The sequence below is a fragment of the Collinsella aerofaciens genome (genome assembly GCF_001404695.1).
GTDB classification, from domain to species: domain Bacteria; phylum Actinomycetota; class Coriobacteriia; order Coriobacteriales; family Coriobacteriaceae; genus Collinsella; species Collinsella aerofaciens_E.
In genome coordinates this window covers 1-4263 of sequence record NZ_CZAQ01000056.1, presented here as the reverse complement: position 1 = coordinate 4263, position 4263 = coordinate 1, and the positions used below count along the sequence as shown (strand labels likewise).

The following is a 4263-nucleotide window of genomic DNA, read 5'->3' as shown; positions in this document are numbered from 1 at the left end:
TGACCACCGACCGCCTCTCGCGCAACTACGAGCTGGTCACCAAGCACAACCTCAAGTACCGCCGCTACTACCACCAGTTCGACTACTAATTCCATTTGGGGGAAACTGTAATGAGGCAATACATCTTCGCCAGCCACGCGCATTTTGCGACCGGCATTAAAGAGAGCACCGAGCTGCTCTCGGGCGCGCGCGATAACGTTCACGATCTATCGATGTTTGTCGACGGTCGCACCGACGTCGCCGAGGAGGCCGCAAAGCTGCTGGCGACCATCGACCCTGCCGATGACGTGATTGTGTGCACCGACCTGTTTGGCGGTAGCGTCAACAACGAGTTCACCAAGATCGTTCAGACGCGTCCCAACACCTACCTTGTCGCCAACATGAACCTGCCGCTGCTGATCCAGCTACTGTTCTCGGATCAGGAGGCTCCCGCCGATCAGGTTATCCGCGAGATCCTCGCGGCTGACGACACGCGCGTCAAGTTTGTCAACGATCTGCTGACCGATGCGGATGACGAGGAAGAGTTCTAGTCTCCGCCTGCTATTAATGGGGCCGGGTTTCCGGCATGAGACCTTTGGGGGTCAATCATGATTCAACTGCTTCGCGTCGACCATCGTCTGCTTCATGGCCAGGTGGCCGTCTCTTGGGTCCAGGGCTTGGGCTCTGACTGCATCTTCTGCGTTGGCGACAAGGTTGCCAACGATCCCGTCTGGAAGACTACGCTCAAGATGGGAAAGCCGGCCAACGTCAAGCTCGTCATCAAGGACATGGAGCACGCCATCGAGGCCATCAACTCCGGTGTTACCGATAAGTACAAGATGATCATCTGCGTCGCCAGCATCGCCGAGGCCAAGCAGCTTGTCGACGGCTGCCCGCAGATCACCTCCATCAACCTGGGCAACACCAAGTCCAAGGACGAGCAGCGTCCCGATGCCCGTAAGATCTCCCGCCAGATCTTTGTGACTGCTGCCGAGGAAGAGGACATTCGTGAGCTCGTCGGCCGCGGTGTCGAGGTCGAGATTCGCGCTCTGGCCGACGACCCCAAGGTCGATGCCCTAAGCGCCCTCTAATTGGGAACCACGGGCGGCGCGCACGGCGCCGCCCCTATTCGTGGGCGTACCGGATAAACGCTTTACCCGTTACCCCCATCTACCGTTCACCGGGAGTACACGCCCGTTGAGCGATTGGTATTAAATAGTTTTCTCATGACTATATAATTGGTATCAAATCATTTGCACCGGTTTAGGTGTTAACAGCACACCGGTACAAGCTGGATCTGTCTAGGCGATTGTCGGCATGGAAAAGGGCGCGCTGACAAGTCGGGAATCGCCGCGCGGATCCAAGAGGGATCAAAAGGAGGAACAATGCTTGTTCAAGCGATCCTCATCGGACTTATCGCTGCCTTCGGTAAGCTCGATTATCAGCTCGGTACGCTCTATGCGTTCCGCCCGATCGTTCTGTGCCCGCTCGTCGGCATAGTCCTCGGGGACCTGCAGTCCGGCCTCGCCATCGGTGCGAGCCTCGAGCTGCTCTTCATGGGTTCAATCTCCATCGGCGCTTACGTGCCGCCCGATGAGTGTATTGGCGGTGTGCTCGCCTGCGCCTTCGCTATTCAGCTGGGTCAGAGCACCGAGGCCGCTATCGCGCTCGCGATGCCCATCGCCACTCTGTGCCTGGCCATTAAGAACGTCGTCAACGCCGGTATGCCCCTTCTGGTCGACCGTGCCGACGTCTTTGCCAGCAAGGGTAACCTCAAGGGTATCTACGCTATGCACTGGATTATCGGTCTCGTGATTGTCGTCCTGGCCTTTATCCTGTGCTCGGTCTCCTTCTATCTGGGTGCCGACGCCGTTCAGGGCCTGCTCGACTTCATCCCGACGTTCGTCCTCGATGGCTTTGGCGTCGCAGCCAACATCCTGCCTGCCATGGGCTTCGCCATGCTCGGTCGTCTGGTGCTTACCAAGCAGCTCGTGCCGTTCTACTTCCTGGGCTTCCTGATGTGCTCCTATGCCAACGTGCCCGTCCTCGGTGTCGCTCTGATCGCAATCATCATCGGCATCAACAAGTTCGACCTGCTGGGCCTTGGTGGCGCCCAGCCCCAGCTTTCTGTGGAAGGGGATGAGGACGATGACTTCTAATTCCGAGAACCAGATTACTCGCTCCGACCTCATTAAGAGCTCTCTGAGTACCGGCGCTCTGGGCATGGAGTTCTCCTGGACCTACTACAAGCAGATGAACATTGCCTTCTGCCTGATGGTCGCCAACATGCTCAAGAAGATCTATGCCGGCCGTCCCGACGATTACGCCGAGGCCCTGCACCGTCACAGCGCATTCTTCAACATCACCCCGCAGCTCGCTCCCTTCGTGGGCGGCATCGCGATGGCCATGGAAGAGAAGGTCGCTCGCGGCGAGGTTGAGCCCGAGAGCGTCAACGACATCAAGGCCGCCCTCATGGGCCCGCTTTCCGGTCTGGGTGACTCCTTCTTCCTGTCCACCCTGCGCGTTGTTGCCGCTGCCGTGGGCATCAGCCTGTGCCAGGCCGGCAACGCCTTTGGCCCCATCGCCTTCCTGCTCATCTACAACATCCCGGCGTTCCTGATTCGTATCTTTGGCGCTATCAAGGGTTATGAACTGGGCATTGGCTTCCTCAACGAGGCTCAGAAGACCGGTCTGATGCAAAAGATCATGGCCTGCGTCGGCATCGTCGGCGTCATGGTGGTCGGCGCCATGAGCAAGGACATGTTCTGGGCTTCGCTGCCCGTCGCCATCGGTCAGGGCGACTCCGCCCAGACCCTCCAGGACATCCTGGACGGCATCATGCCCGGCATGCTCGGCATGGCCGCCTTCTGGATTTACTACTGGCTGCTGTCCAAGAAGATCAACCCGATGGTCCTGATTCTCTGCACCATGGTCATCGGCATCATCGGTGCCTTCTTTGGCGTGCTTGCCTAATATGTTTAAATCGCGCTTCCATCGCGTCTAACGGTTGCGTCGATCTTTGGGGGCTTGTCGCATGTGCGGCAGCCCCCTGTTTTTTAAAAGCCCGTACGAAAGGGGAGGACTATGGCCGTACCCGAGCTTTCGCTCATGAACATCAACCATCGTTACTACAGCATCGAGACGTTCTTTAAGGCTGCAGGCGAGGCGGGTTATCGCAATATCGAGCTGTGGACTGGCTCGATGCACCTGTATGTGGATTGCCACGAGCACGATTCGGTGGATAAGATTCGCGATCTTGCCGCCCAGTACGGCATCAAGATCGTGTGCGTGTGCCCCGAGCAGAACAACCCCAAGCCGTGGAATGTCGCGGTGCGTGGTGAGGCGGGCCAAAAGCGCATACTCTCGTACTTTAAGAATGTCATTGACGTTGCCGTTGAGCTGGGTGCGCCGCAGATTCTGGTGACGAGTGGTTGGGCCTATCTGGACGAGCCGGCTGAGGACGCCTGGGCCCGCAGCGTTGCCATGCTGCGTTCGGTATGCGACTATGCCGATACGCGCGGCATTCGCGTTGCGCTCGAGGCGCTACAGCCGTCGGAGTCCGTGTTGGTCAACACCGCGCAGGACGTCGCGCGCATCCTCGAGGCGGTCGATCGTCCCAACCTGAAGGCTTGTATCGACTTTGGCGCCATGGAAGTTGCCGGCGACACAATCGACGGCTACTTTGAGGTCTTGGGCGACAAGATCGTCCACACCCACTTTGTGGATGTCGGCGGCGGCACGACGCATCTTGCCTGGGGCGACGGCGAGCGCGATATGCGTGCCGACCTCGAGGCGCTCATGCGCCACGGCTATACGGGCTATGCCTCGGCCGAGACGTGTGACGGCCGCTACTATCAGGATCCGTCTAAGGCGACAACTCAGGTTATCGATATGTATCGTCGTGTGATAGCAGAGATGGAAGCCGAATAACCGAACTGCGCGGTTGCGCCGGAAACACTAGGGCGGGTTTGGCGCAACGTAGTTTTAGGTGGCGAGTTGCGGAGTGTTCGTTGCAGTGCTGCTCGAATTAGACAACTAATGGCGTTGTAATACCACTCGGGCGAGGAAACCGACCGTTCGCCGTAAATCTCCGTGAGTTTAGATTGGTATTAAATAATGAGCAATCGTATGGCTATAATTGGTATCAGCAAGAAGCGCGATGTATAGAATCGCGCACATGTGATGGGAGGACACACATGAAGGAGACCGAGAAGATCGAGATCATGCACTTCGACCAGGAGGGCTACCTCGAGGACGGCAGGAACGTCTACGAGGCGGGCAAGA

General features: G+C 58.1%; 5 protein-coding genes. All 5 read left to right on the top strand.

The features are described 5' to 3' along the window. Window positions 1–110: 110 nt before the first annotated feature. The 5 genes from AQ996_RS09320 (at window position 111) to AQ996_RS09300 (ending at window position 3909) form a co-directional block, all read left to right on the top strand. Entirely contained in the window at window positions 111–530 is a 420-nt protein-coding gene (locus tag AQ996_RS09320; protein WP_055252646.1) for a PTS sugar transporter subunit IIA, read from the top strand. A 57-nt stretch (window positions 531–587) separates the two neighbouring features. Beyond that, window positions 588–1070, top strand: coding sequence for a PTS sugar transporter subunit IIB (locus AQ996_RS09315; protein WP_055252644.1), 483 nt, complete (start codon window positions 588–590; stop codon window positions 1068–1070). A 294-nt stretch (window positions 1071–1364) separates the two neighbouring features. Next, the gene (locus tag AQ996_RS09310) at window positions 1365–2138 is read left to right on the top strand and encodes a PTS mannose/fructose/sorbose/N-acetylgalactosamine transporter subunit IIC (protein WP_055252642.1); all 774 of its coding nucleotides are present in this window, start codon (window positions 1365–1367) and stop codon (window positions 2136–2138) included. Continuing rightward, a complete protein-coding gene (locus AQ996_RS09305) occupies window positions 2119–2952 on the top strand; it encodes a PTS system mannose/fructose/sorbose family transporter subunit IID (RefSeq protein ID WP_055252641.1) in 834 nt (277 codons plus the stop codon). The genes AQ996_RS09310 and AQ996_RS09305 overlap by 20 nt, the downstream gene beginning before the upstream one ends. A gap of 111 nt (window positions 2953–3063) precedes the next feature. Beyond that, window positions 3064–3909: a sugar phosphate isomerase/epimerase family protein gene (locus AQ996_RS09300; RefSeq protein WP_055252639.1), complete on the top strand. Its 846-nt coding sequence runs from the start codon at window positions 3064–3066 to the stop codon at window positions 3907–3909. Window positions 3910–4263 lie beyond the last annotated feature (354 nt).

What these genes read in the sequence shown, in the direction of transcription:
- AQ996_RS09315 (WP_055252644.1), top strand. Translation starts at nt 588, where the DNA reads ATGATTCAACTGCTTCGCGTCGACCATCGTCTGCTTCATGGCCAGGTG.
- AQ996_RS09310 (WP_055252642.1), top strand. Translation starts at nt 1,365, where the DNA reads ATGCTTGTTCAAGCGATCCTCATCGGACTTATCGCTGCCTTCGGTAAG.
- AQ996_RS09300 (WP_055252639.1), top strand. Translation starts at nt 3,064, where the DNA reads ATGGCCGTACCCGAGCTTTCGCTCATGAACATCAACCATCGTTACTAC.
- AQ996_RS09305 (WP_055252641.1), top strand. Translation starts at nt 2,119, where the DNA reads ATGAGGACGATGACTTCTAATTCCGAGAACCAGATTACTCGCTCCGAC.
- AQ996_RS09320 (WP_055252646.1), top strand. Translation starts at nt 111, where the DNA reads ATGAGGCAATACATCTTCGCCAGCCACGCGCATTTTGCGACCGGCATT.